Origin of the sequence: Anabaena sp. FACHB-83 (assembly GCF_014697485.1) — a bacterium.
Taxonomy (GTDB): domain Bacteria; phylum Cyanobacteriota; class Cyanobacteriia; order Cyanobacteriales; family Nostocaceae; genus Nostoc_B.
The window spans coordinates 462,969-479,649 of sequence record NZ_JACJRY010000001.1 but is presented as its reverse complement, the minus strand read 5'-3'; the positions used below and the strand labels follow the sequence as shown (position 1 = coordinate 479,649).

Genomic DNA, 16,681 nt, shown 5'->3' with positions numbered 1-16,681 from the left:
TAATTGCACTTTATCAAGACTCTGTGTTTTTCTAAAACTTAAGATTCCGTAATTACCATCAAGCTAGTTGATATCTACTAAATAAAGCTGACATAAATACACTTACATACAACACATGGAGAACACAATATTTAGCTGATTCACTTCATAAAATCTTCATTTGCTATAGTTGTGTATCTTTGCAATATATAGATAGCACTGCTTCTCGGTGATTCACACATTTATAGGTACACCACAACTAAAAAAGATTGATTTTTCAGTATTTTCAACCACTACTCCTGTTGAGGATAAGACAGTTTCTCGCAAAAGCTTGATTGAATTTTGTTGCACAGTTAATCTTTATAATCTTTATAATGTGACAAAAGAAAATATATGGAATCTGATGTCATATCCTTTGCATAGACTAAGATATATGTTTTTGTAAAGTTCAGCTAGTTTAGCTGACAGCTTTCCACTACTCTCTCATATAGTTTTGTGATAACTGCTTAGAACTTGTTTTTGATGCAACAATATATAGAAATATGTCTTATGAAAAATATTTGTTCTGTAGTAATATCTATTTACTTACTTTAAAACTTACGTTTCCAACATTTTCTATAGCTTTATTACTGTATTTTAAATTTCCTAGTTGATTTTTTGACAAGCGAGAACTGAATTTTTAGGACACTCACTAAAATAGGTTACTATATTATTAGCTTGATATATGCGGTTAGATAATTACACTCTTGGTACTTATACTCCTGGCGCACCTTTATGGAAACAAGTGTTGTGGTATTTCCTGGGTTCTCCGTTAGTGCAGAATCGGTGGTTTACTGCTTCAGGGTTAAAAGTGTGGTTACTCAGAAGTTTTGGAGCGCAAATTGGTCAGAATGTGCGGATTAAACCAGGAGCGCGGGTGAAGTTTCCCTGGCGATTAACTGTAGGTGATCATGTGTGGATTGGAGAAGATGCTTGGATTGATAATCTAGCAAATGTGACAATTGAAAGTCATGTATGTATATCTCAAGGGGTGTATCTATGCACTGGGAACCATGACTGGAGTCATCCCGATTTTAAATTAATGACTGCGCCAATTCACATTCAAGAAAGTAGTTGGATTGCTGCAAAATCAGTAATTGGCCCTGGAGTCACTGTTGGGAAGGGTGCGGTGTTGACTTTGGGTGGAGTTACAGGACGTTCTTTAGAAGCGATGACAATTTATGCCGGGAATCCTGCCCAACCTATTAAGCAGCGTAAGATTTAATTGTGGTAGAAGGCGATCGCAGCATAAATCATATCGAGAATAGCACCTCGACTCCGCTCGGCGACCAAGGAACAGGAGAAGAAAGAAGATTTGCTGAATCTATATCAGATACAATCTCCAAGGTTGGTGTGTTTATAATTCTGAGGCTGTATCTGGGGCAATAATTTCACCAGTACCTATTTCGAGAATCATATCTTGATCAGTAATTAATTCACTCAATTCTTTGACTTGTAAATTCATTTGTTCACAAGCTTGTCGGAGTTCTTGGGCAAACGTATTGAGATCGTCGCCATAGCCACATTGATAAGCAGCAGTTTCAATTCCTTGCTTGGCATTTGCTCTGGCACAATCTACTAGCTCTGTGCCGCACAATGGTTTTGCAGATGGCATAATTCTATATATTTATTGATTAAATGTTAGTTTTAGATTAGCCATTCTTTAAGTATTGACACATCCCTCGGATGGCAGAATCATTACTACAAAATCATAATTAAGTACTCAAAATTGAGAACTTTCTCTTTATTCTTAAAACCAGCATTTTTAGGTAGTAGCAGCAACTTCACTCAAAATTCAGGATGATTTGGGTGTGGAACTTTGTCAGATTCTGGGTGTGTGAGAAAATACTTTGGGCAGAAGTACATCTTGGCCATAAAATTCTACACGGGGAACTAAACAGAGTGCATCCCCAATTTACTGTTAGCCAAGGAGTGTTGTTGTGGACTTATCCCGTATTCCTGCTCAACCAAAACCGGGTATTCTGAACGTTCTGATTGAAATCCCAGGTGGAAGCAAGAATAAATACGAGTATGACAAAGAACTGGAAGCTTTTGCCCTAGACCGAGTGCTTTATTCTTCGGTAAGATATCCCTACGACTATGGTTTTGTGCCGAATACTTTGGCTGATGATGGCGACCCTCTAGATGGGATGGTGATCATCGATGAGCCAACTTTTCCTGGTTGTATCATTGCTGCACGCCCAATAGGTATGTTAGAGATGATTGATGGTGGCGATCGCGATGAAAAAATTCTTTGTGTACCAGACAAAGACCCACGCTATACCCATGTCAAATCTCTCAATGACGTAGCACCGCACCGTTTAGATGAGATTGCTGAATTTTTCCGCAGTTATAAAAACTTGGAAAAGAAAGTAACTGAAATTCTCGGTTGGCAAGATGTTGGTACAGTTGCAGCTTTGGTAGAAAAGTGCATCCAAGCTGCTAAATAATCTTTGAGTGCTGAGAGTTGAGCAAACGCCTACAGCATCTAGATGTTAGTGCTACATAATGGGCAACAATACTCAGCACTCAGCACTGAGTACTGGCTCCTCAGCAATCTTCACATTTGAGCTAAAATCATTTTGATCTCGGAATCAAAAAATAAACTGCTATGAGTGATAGAGAAACAGTTCTGGAACTTGTGAAAAGATTACCTCCTCACGTCTCTCTTCGTGATATAGTGCGGGAAATTGAGTTTATTGCTGCTGTCAGAGAGGGTTTAGCAGAAATTGACCAAGGTCAAGGAGTGTCGATTGAGGCTGTTGAGCAAATGATTGCAGCATGGACTACCAAGTAGTTCTCTCTCCAAAAGCTATAGGAGATTTGGAAGCTATTGTTAGGTACATTGCCTTAAGTAATCCTGAAGCTGCAAGAAAATTGGGTCAGCAACTCTTGGAAAAAACCAAAGAGTTAAGCCAGTTTCCTCTCCGAGGTCAAAGAGTACCGGAATTTAATGATTCTCATATCCGTCAGCTGATTCTTAAGCCTTACCGAATTATTTATCGTGTAGAAGAAGATAAACAACGAATCAGTATTGCTAGGTTTTGGCATTCGGCACAAGAGAGCTTAGAGCTTTAAAGAAAACAGGACTCACGTAAGTGTCACAATTGGTGGTTGGTGCGTGACGCGATAAATCTGATGACTATGTTCAAATCTTCTCGTTGCGTCACACACCCTACAGAAAAAATATGCCAGTTGCGTAAGTCCTAGAAAAATTGAGTTTAAAACCCTGTCATTTTACAACGGCTGGATGCTTTTGTGATACTAGAGTCAGGCAATCAAAAAACCTCAAAAATAATGCAGCGTACAGTTCTTTTGGCAAAAATACACAATTGCACCCTGACTGGGGCGAATATTAACTACGTAGGTAGTATCAGCATCGATGAAATGTTGTTAGACAAGGCTGGTATTCTACCATACGAGCAAGTGCAAGTCGTCAATGTTGCCAATGGTGAACGTTTTATTACATACACAATCAAGGCTCCAGCCAATTCGGGAATTATTGAGCTAAATGGGGCGGCGGCACGTCTAGGCATTGTGGGCGATCGCTTGATTATAATGGCTTACGGGCAGTTCTCTTTGGAAGAGTTAAAAAATTACTCTCCTACGGTAGTCATTGTGGACGAAAAAAACCGACTATTAGAAGTGCGGCACTACGATGACCTGCTCAGTAAGGTCTAAATTGTCAGAAAAATGTCAAATCTTGCGCCGTCGGATTTCCAAAGTTCCGTAACTGAAACCGCAACTACAACCGCTAGTAGTTCCGTGGGTGAATTTTTTGTGCAATTTTGGGGTGTCAGAGGTTTAATCGCCACCCCAGCTAGTAACGCCGATCGTTATGGCGGAAATACTGCTTGTATAGAAATACAAGTAGCAGGTAAACGCTTGATTTTTGATGGTGGAACTGGTCTACGTATTCTCGGTAAATCTTTGCGACAACTGCAACAACCGATAGAAGCACATTTATTTTTTACCAATTCTCAATCAAATCGCATTCAAGGGTTTCCGTTTTTTGCACCAGCATTTGTCCCAGAAAACCGCTTTCATATTTATGGTTCGGCTGCTTCTAACAGTGCTTCCATTAAACAGTGCCTTTGTGATCAGATGTTACAGCCGCACTTTCCTTATCCACTCCAGGTAATGCAGTCGGAATTGCATTTCCATAATGTGATTCCCGGTAATGATGTGCAGCTAGATGATGTCACAGTTACCACAGCCTTGATTAATCAAACACAGCGTTCTGTTGGCTACCGAGTTTCCTGGCAGAATAAAAGTGTTGCCTACGTTACCGATTTAACCAAAAATGCTGATCCTGTTGATCAAGAGCAGATTTTACAACTGGTAAAAGGTGTAGATTTGCTAATTGCAAATGCTACTTACGTTCCACCAACAGCCAATAGCCACGAATCGACGGATGTACACTGGCAAGCGGCTGTAGAAGTAGCCCAAAATGCAGCAGTGAAGAAATTAGTGATTTCCCATCACCATCCCGATGATGAGGATGACTTTCTCGATCAAGTGCAAACTGATGTAAAAGCAACTTTTGCCCAAGGTTTACTAGCCTGTGAAGGTCTGGTGTTATCTATTGGTGAATAATTTACTTGATACATTTGAGCGTGCCGTATACTCCGCGAGTTTCCACCTGTACACAGTCTGGATGAAAACCTGCGGCGATCGCAATTTGCTGCAATTCATCGGCAGTGAAGAAGCGAAACACTATGCTGGGTAAGGGTTGGAGAAATTTATTGGACAACAGGACAAGCGATCGCTTGCTGTAAACAAGACATCATAATATTTGGATTGTAAAAGTAATTAAATATGCTGCAAGGCATTCTGGGAAGTTGAATTAACTATTTGCCTCAACTCTTGCAATTTAGCCGCGACTACACCATTAGTTAATAATTCTTTGGCTGTGGCGATACCTGATGCCATATCTGAACACATACCACTGCGCCAGAGATAAAATCCCCCATTCCATAAAGCTGTTTGTAATAATTCCCCTGGTTTGCCTGCTAGAACCTCTTGAATTTGGGTGATTAATTCTTCAGTGGTGCCTAAAGGGACGTTTTTGGTGGTAAACCCGTAATCATGGGGTGAGAGAAATAACCTGGCTAAATCTGGCGATGGAGATAAAGCGATAATTGCGGTGCGATCGCGTGGTAAGTCACCACTTCCTTCTAAGCCTTTAACTAAAGTATATTTTCTTACTTCTCTTAATTCTAATGCAGATTGAAACATTCCTTCGGTGGGGGGATGAACAAACCCGGCAATTAGGTGAGTATCACCCGCATAAGGACACCAAATTAATTCCATTGTGGCAAAAGGTGGACGTTTACCTAGTTGGTCGCGGTATTCCCAAATACTGTTAGTTAAGGGGAAATGACGAGGTGTGTAGATAAAGCCAATTTTGGTTTGTGCAAAGACTTGCTGGGTTTGAGGTAAAGATAAAGCAGTCCAATCAACGCCTAAACCTTGCCAAACTTCGATTAAAGGTAAACCATATTTGGTGGGTAAGCGATCGCCACCGTGCATCACCACAGGTTGTCCAGCCGCCGCGAGAATTAAAGCTGTAACGTTGCTAATGGGTGCAGTCCGAGTTCTGCCATCATAAGGTATTCCCAACACCATCACAGGTGATGTAGCGTTAATCGGCTGGAGTTTTGGCCCTAGTTCATTGTATGTATCTAACATTCCTGCCAACTCTTCGCCCGTTGGTCGTTTGATGCGATGGGCAATTAAGAATGCGCCGATTTGGGCTGGTGTGGCTTCTCCCAACAAAATCATTTTAGTAGCGATCGCAGCTTCCGCACGAGTTAAATTTTCGCCTGTGTGATTGCCACTGCCTACCTTTTTGAGTAGTTCCCTGAAGATATTGCTCATATTTGGTCACTGGTCATTTGTCATTGGTCATTGGTCATTGGTACAGAAATTGACCCTCCAAAGTTTAGATTTTAAATTTTGGATAGTGGAATTGAATCTAAAATCCAAAGTCTCAAATTGGTCGCTCCCTTTATGGGTGCAGACAATCTAAAATCCAAAATCTAAAATTGGTTGACCATTGACTATGGACTGTTGACTAATCATACTTCAGGAAGCCGATCGCTGTTCTTTTGATTGCGGCGGAATATTTTCTAACACCAATTCCCAAAAATGTTTAATCGGGGGAATTTGCAGGCGGTCTTGGGTTGTGACCATAACGACGCGGCGAGTCAACCCAGAATTATCTAAGGGATTATTAGCTAAAGGACGCACGGCTAAAGTTGAGTCGTGACGCGATTCGACTAACGCCGAAGTCGGAAGTAAGGCAATTAATTCACCTTGACGCACCACACCCCGAAACGCATCTAAAGTATTGACTTCTAAAGCCGCATGGAGTACTGCTTCTAAACGCTCAAATTTATCTTGGACTAACCGTTGCATTCCATAGCCATCTTTAAATACCACTTGGGGATAACGCACCAATTCTGACCAAGGAATGCGTTCATATTGGGCGAGAGGATGATTAGCGGCGATGAGGACTTCGATTGGTTCTTCGTATAAAACTTCCACCACCATTTCCCTGCCGGTGGTTAAAAAGCGATTATTCATGACGATCGCTAAATCTACTAAACCATCTTTGAGAACCTTCAGGGCGCGATCGCTCCCCAAAGATGTTACCCGCAACTGCACTTCGGGATAATCTCGGCAGAACTTTTGTAATACTGGCGGTAAGTAAGAAGCACAAAGAGAATGAATCGAAGCAATGCACAACTCTGGTTGCTTACCCGCCATTAAATCTACTAATTCTTGGGTAGCAACTTGCCACTCCTGACAAATCTTGCGGACACGCGGCAATAAACGTTCCCCGCCCAAAGTTAATTTAGCATGAGTGTTGCGGTGAAACAGTTCCACACCCAAATCAGCCTCTAAAGCTTGAATTTGGCGGCTAATAGTTGATTGAGTGACACCACATTGTCGGGCTGCTTGTTGGAAGCTGCCACTGTCTGCGATCGCCAAAAAAGCTTGCAACTGTTCTAGTCGCATGTGAAGGTAGCCTGAATTACATTTACGGCTCTCATCAAGTTAACGGTTTTCCTCACAAAATTTAGTAGAGTTTGCTACATCTGCTCATAATTGAAATATTTTAATAGAAATTTAACTTTTTGTTGCGAGCTATGGGACTAATGTTTGATTTCTGAAAAAAATCAGTACACCCAGATCAGGACTCTTTCCTAATCCCTGCCTATCGCGCTTGCGTTGCGCTTCGCGCACCACAGAAGTAAATTCCAAAATCAAACCGGATTCCTATAAATAAACTTCAGCAGTCAGAAGCCAGTAGGCATTGGGGTCAAACTTATGGTCTTTTACAATCGCTAAATTAATCGCATTAGGGATTTTCCAGAAATCAATTATCAAACATAGCTAAAATCCGCAATAAATTGACATTATTACGAATTCTTTTGATGTAAGTTTTGATTTTGAAAAATCAAACAAACCAAAAATTAAGCTTTCTACTCATATCCATATAATTTTATTTTGTTAATTAGCTTTAATATATAACCTTTAATAATCTCTCTAATCATAAAAAACTATATGAAAGTATTTTATTGAAACAAGTATTTATTAAGACATATTAAAAAGCCAGCCGATTAAACTATACATCGGATATAAAGTAACCGGAAAAGCACTTTCGAGTGACAAGCATAAAAAATAATTGAAGTTGTTACTGATTGACTACTTTGATGCTTGTCCAAACTTAATATCTCCCAGCGATAAACTGTACTCTAAAAATTCACAGTGGAAGGATAAAGTTATGCTTAGGTAAAAAAATTTGCTTGTATAACAATACAAACTTATAGATTGTTGTGTTTTACTCAAGGTGATAGATATCAATAAATCTGCTATTGTCTAAGCCTTTTGAGTACGAAAGATGTGCTGTAAATGCCAGTTTTTACAGGGTGGAACTAAAATGCCTTTTGTCAGAATTGAGACTAATCATGACTTCAGTCAAGAAGTTATTCAAAATGTAATAACTAAAGTTACGCAACAAGTTCATCTAATTAAAGGTGATCCGGAAGATAAAATTTTAGTAGTTGTCAATACTAAAGTGAATGTAGCTTTTGGTGGTGACTATGAAAAGCCAGCGGCTGTTGTGCAACTAATGAACTTGAGATTACCTGTAGAGATTACCACCAAACTAACAGAAAGTATCAGTGATATTTTGCTAGAAAATTTCAATGTTCCAGCTTGCAGAATGTATATCTTCTTTGAAGAATTTACCAAGATGCATTTGGTTGGATGGAATCGAACAACTTTTCAGCAACTATTAGGTGCTGATGATTTAGCCGATGTTGAAGCGGCTAGACATAAAACTTTGGTGTAAACGAAAACAGCAATTTAGTATAACGGAGTGATAATAGACATGACTAGCTTTCTTCAAAGAATTATTACTGGTGAAGTATCGCTTGAAGAGTATTCTGAGACAGAAAAAGAACGTTTACTTTATAAACTTCTGTCTGATTTACCATTAACTTCTATCTTGAAAATCAAAGAAGATTTGAAGGGGAATGTAATTACCAAATCACAAAGAGCTTCTGGCAAAATAGTACATCGTGACTCGCTGTTACCTATTCCCAATTTAAGTGTAGAGTTATGGGATAGAGATCCGTTTGGAGGAAAAGATTATTTAGGTAGTGGGGAAACGGATGAATCCGGAAAATTTGAAATTTTGTATGACCCAAAATTAGCTGGGTTTGGTGATGTACCAGATTTACAATTAAAAATATTTGACCCGCCACAAACTGTATATATTGATGGCAAAAAGAGTCAAGTGAGAAACTTAATTGAAGTCAAAAATGGGCCTGATAATGTCACAGGTGATTATGATTTTGGAGTTGTGCAGATTTCATATTATGAGTACGACTCAGAATATAAGCTATTTCCTTACAGCCTCCCTGAATCTATTCACCATGATTTCACACCAGAAGCTGAAGCGATAACAACAAAATCTGTAGCCAAGTATGGACAGGTTATGGATGCTCTAATCCAAAGAAATCGCCGCAATCCTAATGAGCCATCTTACGATGAAATCCAAAAATCATTTCCGGAAACCTTAACGCTGATTTTAGAAAAAGAACGTCCCGGCTATACCAGAAGTGATGAATTTTTTGGCGAAAGGATGTTAAATGGTTTTAATCCAGTAATTTTTAAGAAGGATAAAAATAATCCTTCACTATATACTACTGCTTTTAATGGAGATAAATTTACCTTAACAGGCAAAATAGATTTGCCTAATTACAAAGTCAAATTTGAGTTAAAAGATGGAAAATTACTACCTGTAGAAATCACGTTGCAATTCCGTGAGGATAATTGTTTGCAACCAAATTCCCCGTTAAAAGAACCGCAGACTTACACCCCGGCTGATGGTAATCAGTGGTTGCAAGCTAAACGAGTTGTTCGCGCTACTCATTTGGGTGTTGTAGGTGAAGTCAAAGGACATTTAGCCCAGTGTCACTTTAACATGGAACAGTATGCGATCGCGTTCTTCAGAAACATTAGAAAGAATCCGATCCGTGGTTTCCTTTATCCCCACATCAAAGAAGTAGTTCATATTAATAAATTTGGGCGCAAAATCCTGATGGATCCGAAAGAAGGGTTTTTTGCCAAGCTAGAACCCATGTTGATTAACCCAGATATGTTGCAATGGGTAAGAACAAGTATGGGAACATACGATTGGACAGATTGGCAACCTAGAAAACCTCTGTCTGAAAATCATACATTTGCCAAACTCGGCAATTTATATTGGGATATTCTCACTACTTATGTAGATTTATTCTTTGCTACTAATCAAGCAGAAATAGTCAATAACTGGTCAGAAATACTCAATTTCTCCAATGAATTAGTGCATAATAGTGTACCCTATGTTCCTTTAAGTTTAGAACAAGTAGATGATGGTGATCAATGGTATGATTTGAACGAAATTGAACATTCATCAAATCCACGACAAGAAATTAATGGTGAATTAAAAGCTGTTAGACCGATTACTGTATCAGCACAACCAACTGAGCAAGACATAGCAAATCTTAAACAGGTTTGTAAGTATGTGATTTATCAATGCACCTTCTGGCATAGTTGGATTCACAATGAACATAATCCTGAATTTGGTGAATTGAAGTATGGTGATTTGTTAACTAATGGCTCAATGGGTGACGAAGATGATGAGAGTGTATTACCTGGTCGTCAGACAGCTAGTATAATTTTGGCTGTTTCCCATATGCTCACAAATTTTAAATACGGCTACATTCTCAAAAACGAAGATGGCGATGTATCACCAGAGTTAGTTGAACTCGTTCAAAGTAAGAAAGCTGAGTTTGAAAAATTAGGATTTGATCTCACAACTCTACGTTCTAGATTGAATAGCTAATCTCTAGGATAAGTGGTAAAAGTAATAAGCCTTTTACCACTAACTTTTTTTAGAAATGAGCAACTGAACTAACTGCTGAATACGGGAATTTAATTCAGCTTTCAGCAACTATTATGGAATATCACCATGACATTACTCGGAAAAAAAGAAACTAGGGACAAACTAGATTTTGGTGAATGGATCTCACTGAACAATGTCCAAATAGTTCCACTAGAAATAAATTATTTTTGGTCAGCATTTGATAATTACCTGGAGTTTCTCAAAGGTTTTAGTGGAAGAACAAATGTTGAATTAGAAACTGATGCGGGAAAACCTACAAATAGTCCTGGCGCTATTGTGAGATTTGATTTTCAAGGCTCGTTAGTACGTGACAGATTACTCTACAACGATCACCAAAATCATATCTGGAAAATGGATATACCGGAGGCGACTAACCTCTTCACCTTGTATATAGTTACCATTACTGCCCAGAAGATAGACGATAATCATACAAAAGTTTCTATTACTGTTGAATTAGTGTTGCAAAGTCAAAACCGTGAGGAACGCGCCCAAGCTTTGCAAACACTCAGAGCATACCTACCCAAACGCATCGGGGAAATTATCAAATTTCTACAACACAGAGATGGTCAGAGATTCAAGTTAGCACCTTTAAGTGAATTAGAAATAAGTCAACTGGCTAAAGATTTTTACGAAAAACTCGATCAACATGCTCCACCAGAAGAAATTACGCCTTTTTTAAATCTGGCAGATAATGATTTTAAAATGCAGTTTCCTAGCTCCACATTGCACAATCAAGAAGAATTTAATCAATGGTATAAAAACGCTGTTAATACATTTTATGATGAGATTCATACAGTGAAAGAAATTACTGTGGAAGTTCAAGCTGATCACGCTGATGTTAACGCCATTATTCATTGGGAAGGTAGCAAATGGAAAGCTCCAAATGCTCATAGTCAAAGAGTTGTAGCCGATGCTCAACATAGCTGGAAAGTCGTGCGATCGCCTGATACATTTAAACCCATTTACAAAAGCTATATCGTTCACAAACTAGATTTTGCTCCTGGATCGTCTAAGCTATAACTTTTAATACTGCTATAGTTTTTGAGTCGCAGCGTAACTCCTCTTGCGAAAGGGGATTATCGGCCAAAACCTTTGCAGTATTGCCACTATGTTGATTTTTTGAGTTTACAATTAAGGCGAAAAATAAGGTATATGACAGGTAAATTGAACACAAAAGTAGCTGTAGTCACAGGCGCTTCATCAGGTATAGGTGAGGCTACATCTCTAGCATTAGCCACAGAAGGAGCTAGTGTGGCATTAGTAGCACGTCGTGCTGATCGCCTAGCAGCTTTACAACAACGCATTACGGAAAATGGGGGACAGGCGATCTCTATTTCTGCTGATATCGCTGACGAAAACCAAGCCTATGAGGTTGTGCAGAAAGCTAATGCTGTATTTGGTCGCGTAGATATCCTCGTCAACAACGCAGGTGTGATGCAACTCGGCTTAATTGACGGTGCAGATACAGAACAATGGCGCAGTATGATCAATATCAATCTTTTAGGCTTAATGTATGCTACTCATGCAGCTTTACCCATCATGAAAGCTCAGGGTACAGGGCATATTGTGAATATTTCCTCTACAGCTGGTCTAGAAGCAAATGCTAACGCCGCCGTTTACTCAGCCACTAAATTTGGTGTAGGCGCATTTACGGAAGCATTGCGTAAAGAAAATCATATTCATAAAATCCGCGTAACACTGATTGAGCCGGGTGCTGTAGCTACAGAATTAGGCGATCGCATCACCGATACTACCGCTAAACAATGGGCCCAATCATGGCTAGAAACCAAAAAACCACTCGCTAGTGATGACATCGCCTCTGGTATTGTTTATGCAGTTACACAACCACCCCATGTCAACGTTAACGAAATTGTTATTAGACCATTAGATCAGTAATCATCACTTACGGCGTTTTGCAAGTACATAATTAATCAGGCTGGTTTGTACTCCCTGACATCACATCAAATTGCGCGAATTCACCAACTCATCCAAATCTATAATCACAAAGCGAATCACCGCGCACCTGCATTTGTCGCAGAACCTTCCCACCAGGACAAATCATGAAATTTTTCCAGCCTGTACTTTTGTTTGTCCTATGCTTTACCTTGGTAAGCGTGCATTCCTTTGGGCAAACCGTTATGACCGTAGCGCCTCAATTGTTGACAGATCCATTTTTGCAGCTACCAACGGCAAACTCAGTCAGAGTAGTATGGTTTACTGAGTTTGCCGGGAATCAGCATACAGTTGCTTATGGGGAAAATTTGCAGCAAACTGCCAAAGCCACAACGACTAAACTCAGTCGCACCAGAGAAGACCAAAAATCCAGAGTTGGGAAGCAAACCCAAGATGGACAAGTTTATCAACAACCAACAATGCGGGATATTTGGCGACATGAAGCGGAGGTGACAGGGTTAACGCCAGGAGTGCGGGTGAATTATCGAGTTAGCAGTATAAGAGAAGATGGCGCGACTGTTAGCAGTGATGTTTTTACCCTGACAGCCAAACCAGAACCGGGAACACCGCTCAAAATCCTGTTAACTTCCGACCATCAACTCAAGCCGATGACCGCCGCCAACCTACAAAAAGTCGTAGAAACAGTGGGAAGAGTCGATGCAGTGTGGTTTGCTGGTGATTTAATTAATGTGAGCGATCGCGCCTCGGAATGGTTTGATGATAATCGGGGTAATGCTTTATTTCCTGGCTTACAAGGTCATGCTCAATACGAAATGCAGCATAATGGCGTGAAAGTCACTTACACAGGCGGGCAAATTATCCAACACGCACCCATGTATAGTTGCATTGGTAATCATGAAGTCATGGGGCGTTTTGGTAGGAAAAACAGTTTAAATGATGAATTTGATGATACCTTTCCCCGCGCGGTTGCCCAAAAATTATATAGTGGCAAATCTCTAATTGATCATTCTTTTAATACAATTACCTACGAAGAAATTTTGAGCTTACCTGAAAGTAAATCAGGTGGAAAAAAATATTATGCAGTTAGTTTTGGTGATGTGCGTTTAATAGTTTTATACATCACAAATATGTGGCGCACACCCAAATTAGACGGAAAATCTACAGGTAGATATCGAGAAGCAGAAAAAGATTTAAATAACCAAGAAAATTGGGGTTATGGGCAGATCATTTATGAGCCAATCGCCAAAGGTAGTACACAATACAATTGGTTAGCAGCAGAACTCAACAGCCCAGAATTTCAACAAGCAAAATACAAAGTTGTGATGTTCCATCACCCGCCCCATACCTTGGGCGATAATATAGTTCCAGCGTACACCGACCCAATACAAATCAGCGATCGCAATCAGCAAGACAAAATTACCTCTGTGCGTTACGAATATCCCAAAAACGCTGACTATATTATCCGTGATGTTGTCCCTTTACTCGAAGCAGCTAATGTGCAATTAGTCTTTTATGGACATTCTCATTTATGGAATCGCTTTATTAGTTCTGGGGGAATGCACTTTTTAGAAACCTCAAATGTGGGTAATACCTATGGTGCTGCTTGGGGCGAAAGAAAACGAGAAGTTCCCACCAACTATCAAGAAAAATATGTTGACCTCGGCGACCCCAATGGTTTAGAACCTTTGGTACCAAACATCGCACCAATATTAGGTGAAAATGGTCAACCAATACCTTATATAGCTAGTAATAACATTACTGTTTTTAGTATCTTTGATACCAGCACAGGTAAAGTAAGTAGCTATCTTTTTGATACGCACAAACCAGATTCAGAAGTGATCAAGTTTGATGAATTTCAGTTGGCAAGATAGTTAGGACTTAGGTAGGACTTACGCACCACAATTGTCTGTGGGGATTGGGTGTGGGGGTGTAAGGGTTTTGAATACTTCTTACACCCTCAATACGGTTCGGTTCGGATAAGAAACTTACTTGTGTAGGCAAGCAAGGGTGCAGGGGTGAAAGGGGGAACGAAGGTACGCTCTCCCCTGCACCTGAAGCTCCTCCGCCCCCCTGCTCACCTCAACAGATACATTTGTTAACCGAACCGTATTGCTTACACCCTGATACCCTCATACCCCTGCACCCTTTACTAAAACTTATTTTTTCGGTTTTTTGCGTAAGTCCTATTAGGTTTGGAGAAGTCACACATCCCGTTATTTACTCCTCACCCTTGCCCTCTTTTCTTCCTGGCTACCCAGAACAATGGGAATGGTGAAATGAAACTGACTACCTTGGTCTTTCCCTTGCGACTCTGCCCAAATTTCTCCGCCCCAACCATTGACAATTTGCCGACAAATTGCTAAACCCAAACCTGTGCCGCCTGCGGTACGCCGTAGCGCCCCTTCTTCCTGATAAAAGCGGTCAAATACCACCTCCAAGCGATTTGGCTCAATACCCCGTCCGGTATCAGCCACGGTGACTTCTACCATCTGATTGCCGTTTTGAGAGGCTTGAATGGAAATTTCCCCGTCAGAGGGCGTAAATTTGCAGGCGTTGTCGATGAGTTTTGCCAAGACTTCCACTAACCAATCGCCATCGGCTTTAACTAAAGGTAAATTTTCTGTGATTTGGGTTGTGATTTGGGGCGGATTTTCCATTGAAGGGCGGGTGCGAGTGCGACTCAGGGCTAAATCCACACATTCTTGTAAGGTGAGTGATTCGGGATGCCATTCTACGCGGCCGCTTTCTAGGTTAGACAGGGTGAGAAAATCCTGGACGAGTTTCCGCATCCGTTCGGAATCGGCTAGGGCTGTATTTAACATTACCTGCTGTAATTCCAAAGGCATATCTGGTTCGCTGGCGAGGCTTTCTAAGCAAACTTGAATGGTAGATAAGGGGGTACGCAGTTCGTGACCGGTAATGGCTATCAAGTTGCTGCGGGTGCGATCGAGGGCTTCTAGTTGTTGGTTGAGTTCTTCGAGGTTGGCGTAGGCTTCGGCTTGAATTAAAGCGGCCCCGATTTGGGTGGCGATCGCTTTTACCAAGTCAAGTTCTCCGGCTTGCCACTGGTGGGGCGGTACACTGCAATAGTGTAGTTCCACAATCCCCAGCAGTCTTCCCTGAGATAATACGGGTTCCATTAACCAGGAACGAATACTGTATTTTTTGGCAATTAAGGACAGATTTCTAGAACTGCTGATTCGCAAATCATTATGTGTATCAGCTACACAAACACCTTCCCCTAGCTGTACAACTTCCTGAAACAAAGCATTGTTATCTAAATCCCAAGTTTGCCCACACACCGATAAAACGCCAGTCGTCAAAAATTCATGTTCAATTGTGGCTTGGGCTTGTGTGGCTTGAGCGCGGTAAATTAAACAACGACTTGTCCCTAAGTGTTGTCCTAATTCTTGGGCGGCGATTTGCAAGACTTCATGGGGGTCAAGCGATCGCCTAATTGCCGTACTAATAGAATTAATTAAACGTTCTTTACGGGCTTGGGCAATAATTGAGCGATAAGCTTTGTGTAATTTATACTGACTAGCTTGCAAATAAGTTACCAATCGCTGCACAAAAGGATCTGTATCGATATCACAAGCAAATTCGGGTTGTCCGATTTGAGAGTAAATTCTTGGTTCCCCAATGCCAAACCTTTGGCGGGCTTCCTTGATTTTATTTGCCAAGTCTGGGCGATAAATTAAAATCCTGTCCAATAGCAATTGTGCCGCTTTCAGGCTAACTCCTCGCTCTGATGTCCATATACCCTCAAACCTGCGGGCTGTGTCTATATCCAAACCAGTACTAAACTCTGGCACTTGCTGATTTTTGGTAATAGAACCCAAGCTTTCTCGACACACTAAGCAAGTAGCATAATTATCAGCAACCACTACTAAGTGCCACTCTTGCGTTAAAGCATCATCTGGTTCAAAGGCTACTTTCTCATAGTATTCCGAGCTATTGGCAAAGTCCGTTTCTGGAGCAGCTAAAACGTATATTTGATTACTGCGCTGCGCCAGCCTTTGATAGCGATGAGCTTCTTGGCGATAAAATCGCTCGCGTTGAAAGCTGGCAATTACCAAAGGTCTGTCTAAAGTCGCCGCCAAAACCTGATCTTCCATCGCATGGGAGAGGGCGGTTAGTGAAGCTTTGAAATATAGCTGGGGTCGCAGGTAAGGAATGGACTGTAGCAGATCACTCAGCACAGAAGTCGAAATGCTCATGAATATTATTTAAGGAGCCACTTTCACAGAAAAAATCCACGTCACAGCTGCATTGTACAAATTACAA

The 16,681-nt window shown here is 40.7% G+C and carries 16 protein-coding genes; 11 read left to right on the top strand and 5 right to left on the bottom strand.

The features are described 5' to 3' along the window. Nucleotides 1-703 precede the first annotated feature (703 nt). Nucleotides 704-1,243, top strand: a complete 540-nt coding sequence (locus H6G79_RS02015) for a WcaF family extracellular polysaccharide biosynthesis acetyltransferase (RefSeq protein WP_190588164.1) — start codon at nt 704-706, stop codon at nt 1,241-1,243. 132 nt (nt 1,244-1,375) lie between these two features. Here H6G79_RS02015 and H6G79_RS02010 read toward each other — a convergent pair whose 3' ends face one another. Further along, complete coding sequence (locus H6G79_RS02010) at nt 1,376-1,633, bottom strand: hypothetical protein (RefSeq protein ID WP_190588163.1); 258 nt, start codon at nt 1,631-1,633, stop codon at nt 1,376-1,378. Between the two features lie 325 nt (nt 1,634-1,958). Between H6G79_RS02010 and H6G79_RS02005 the strand changes: the two genes are divergently transcribed. The 5 genes from H6G79_RS02005 to H6G79_RS01985 all read left to right on the top strand — a co-directional run bounded on the left by H6G79_RS02005 (nt 1,959) and on the right by H6G79_RS01985 (nt 4,614). After that, nucleotides 1,959-2,468 carry an inorganic diphosphatase gene (locus H6G79_RS02005; protein WP_190588162.1) on the top strand — a complete coding sequence of 170 codons (510 nt, stop codon included), beginning with the start codon at nt 1,959-1,961 and terminating at the stop codon, nt 2,466-2,468. A 161-nt stretch (nt 2,469-2,629) separates the two neighbouring features. Continuing rightward, nucleotides 2,630-2,815 carry a hypothetical protein gene (locus tag H6G79_RS02000; protein WP_190588161.1) on the top strand — a complete coding sequence of 62 codons (186 nt, stop codon included), beginning with the start codon at nt 2,630-2,632 and terminating at the stop codon, nt 2,813-2,815. Continuing rightward, a complete protein-coding gene (locus H6G79_RS01995) occupies nt 2,800-3,096 on the top strand; it encodes a type II toxin-antitoxin system RelE/ParE family toxin (RefSeq protein ID WP_190588160.1) in 297 nt (98 codons plus the stop codon). The genes H6G79_RS02000 and H6G79_RS01995 overlap by 16 nt, the downstream gene beginning before the upstream one ends. A 219-nt stretch (nt 3,097-3,315) precedes the next feature. Beyond that, the gene (gene panD / locus H6G79_RS01990) at nt 3,316-3,699 is read left to right on the top strand and encodes an aspartate 1-decarboxylase (RefSeq protein ID WP_190588159.1); all 384 of its coding nucleotides are present in this window, start codon (nt 3,316-3,318) and stop codon (nt 3,697-3,699) included. 12 nt (nt 3,700-3,711) lie between these two features. Further along, nucleotides 3,712-4,614, top strand: coding sequence for an MBL fold metallo-hydrolase (locus tag H6G79_RS01985; RefSeq protein ID WP_190588158.1), 903 nt, complete (start codon nt 3,712-3,714; stop codon nt 4,612-4,614). 1 nt (nt 4,615) lies between these two features. On the opposite strand, the gene H6G79_RS01980 is transcribed toward H6G79_RS01985, so the two are convergent. From H6G79_RS01980 to H6G79_RS01970, 3 genes are all read right to left on the bottom strand, one after another. Next, a complete protein-coding gene (locus H6G79_RS01980; protein ID WP_190588157.1) occupies nt 4,616-4,771 on the bottom strand; it encodes a hypothetical protein in 156 nt (51 codons plus the stop codon). 59 nt (nt 4,772-4,830) lie between these two features. Then, nucleotides 4,831-5,898 carry an anthranilate phosphoribosyltransferase family protein gene (locus H6G79_RS01975; RefSeq protein ID WP_190588156.1) on the bottom strand — a complete coding sequence of 356 codons (1,068 nt, stop codon included), beginning with the start codon at nt 5,896-5,898 and terminating at the stop codon, nt 4,831-4,833. A 207-nt stretch (nt 5,899-6,105) separates the two neighbouring features. Next, nucleotides 6,106-7,041, bottom strand: a complete 936-nt coding sequence (locus H6G79_RS01970) for a LysR family transcriptional regulator (RefSeq protein ID WP_190588155.1) — start codon at nt 7,039-7,041, stop codon at nt 6,106-6,108. A gap of 925 nt (nt 7,042-7,966) precedes the next feature. Here H6G79_RS01970 and H6G79_RS01965 point away from each other — a divergent pair. The 5 genes from H6G79_RS01965 to H6G79_RS01945 all read left to right on the top strand — a co-directional run bounded on the left by H6G79_RS01965 (nt 7,967) and on the right by H6G79_RS01945 (nt 14,265). Next, nucleotides 7,967-8,380, top strand: a complete 414-nt coding sequence (locus tag H6G79_RS01965; RefSeq protein ID WP_190588154.1) for a phenylpyruvate tautomerase MIF-related protein — start codon at nt 7,967-7,969, stop codon at nt 8,378-8,380. A gap of 39 nt (nt 8,381-8,419) precedes the next feature. Continuing rightward, complete coding sequence (locus H6G79_RS01960; RefSeq protein WP_190588153.1) at nt 8,420-10,420, top strand: lipoxygenase family protein; 2,001 nt, start codon at nt 8,420-8,422, stop codon at nt 10,418-10,420. Between the two features lie 126 nt (nt 10,421-10,546). Next, nucleotides 10,547-11,500 (top strand): hypothetical protein, encoded by a 954-nt coding sequence (locus tag H6G79_RS01955; protein WP_190588152.1) that lies wholly within the window; start codon nt 10,547-10,549, stop codon nt 11,498-11,500. A 132-nt stretch (nt 11,501-11,632) separates the two neighbouring features. After that, nucleotides 11,633-12,376 carry an SDR family NAD(P)-dependent oxidoreductase gene (locus H6G79_RS01950; RefSeq protein WP_190588151.1) on the top strand — a complete coding sequence of 248 codons (744 nt, stop codon included), beginning with the start codon at nt 11,633-11,635 and terminating at the stop codon, nt 12,374-12,376. Between the two features lie 242 nt (nt 12,377-12,618). Further along, nucleotides 12,619-14,265: a fibronectin type III domain-containing protein gene (locus H6G79_RS01945; protein ID WP_242048165.1), complete on the top strand. Its 1,647-nt coding sequence runs from the start codon at nt 12,619-12,621 to the stop codon at nt 14,263-14,265. Nucleotides 14,266-14,607: 342 nt separating this feature from the next. Here H6G79_RS01945 and H6G79_RS01940 read toward each other — a convergent pair whose 3' ends face one another. Next, nucleotides 14,608-16,614, bottom strand: coding sequence for a DICT sensory domain-containing protein (locus H6G79_RS01940; RefSeq protein ID WP_190588149.1), 2,007 nt, complete (start codon nt 16,612-16,614; stop codon nt 14,608-14,610). Between the last annotated feature and the right edge of the window lie 67 nt (nt 16,615-16,681).